Source organism: Ureibacillus endophyticus (genome assembly GCF_003628435.1).
Taxonomy (GTDB): Bacteria; Bacillota; Bacilli; order Bacillales_A; family Planococcaceae; genus Ureibacillus; species Ureibacillus endophyticus.
Window position 1 is genome coordinate 1 of the sequence record NZ_RBZN01000120.1, and the last position, 1,197, is coordinate 1,197.

The following is a 1,197-nucleotide window of genomic DNA, read 5'->3' on the forward strand; positions in this document are numbered from 1 at the left end:
AACAGATTGAACAACTACAAAAGAATCCACATGTATTAAAGGTAAGCGAACGTACCATTACTTACGCAGATGCATTTAAAAGTAAATTTATAGATGAATATTTAGCAGGCAAAACACCTCGGCGAATTTTTGAGGAATACGGTTTTGATATTGAAGTAATAGGCATGAAACGTGTTGAACAAGCCTCCTCTCGTTGGAGAAAAGCGTATGAGAAAAATGGTTTAATTGGGCTAACCGATACACGTAAAACGAGTTCCGGAAGACCTATAAAGCGTGAATTAACGATGGCAGAAGTTCTCGGAAGACAAGCAGCACGTATTGAACTACTAGAAGGGCAAGTAGAGATGCTAAAAAAGCTCGAAGTGACAGAAAGGAGGCTGCTAAACACCAGTCAAAAATTAAGCACAAATAAGGTATTCCAACTGATTTCCGATACACTAGAGCAGTTTCCATTTAAACGAATGGTGACTTATTTTTGCGCACTTTTAAACGTCTCACGTTCTGGTTATTACAACTATTTAAAGACAAGTGAGACACGTGCAACGAAAGAGTTGAAGGATAGAGAAGCACGTGATTTGATCTTAAAAGCCTTCAATCGCCGTGGTTATAAGAAGGGGTCACGTTCAATTAAAATGACACTTGAACACGACTTTGGCATCGTGATGAATCGCAAGAAAATCCAACGTATTATGCGAAAGTATGGAATTGTCTGCCCTCACCGCAAAGCCAATCCGTATAAACAAATAGCGAAAGCAACAAAAGAACATCGTGTTGTGCCAAATAAGCTAGAGCGCCAATTTAAGCAAGGTGTACCAGGCAAAGTCCTATTAACAGACATTAGCTATATTCCCTATAACGGAACAATGGCTTATTTGTCGACCATTAAAGACGGGTCTACCAATGAAATTTTAGCTTATCATGTATCAGATCGTATTACGCTGGACCTCGCAACAAAAACTGTTGAGAAACTATTCCGCAATAAACGTGTAAAGCTCCATCCAGAAGCCTTCATCCATTCAGATCAAGGTGTTCATTATACAAGTCCAAAATTCCAAAAGCTTTTAAAGCACTATAAACTTGGTCAATCGATGTCACGTCGAGGCAACTGTTGGGATAACGCACCACAGGAATCCTTTTTCGGACACTTAAAAGACGAAGTTGATTTCAGCATGGTCAAAACACTGGATGAGTTACGCG

Annotated in this window: 1 protein-coding gene; it reads left to right on the top strand. The window is 39.5% G+C overall.

All coding sequences use genetic code 11. The features are described from left to right. Positions 1 to 1,197: IS3 family transposase (locus D8M03_RS17575; protein ID WP_121216065.1), on the top strand; the 1,197-nt coding region annotated here is incomplete at both ends.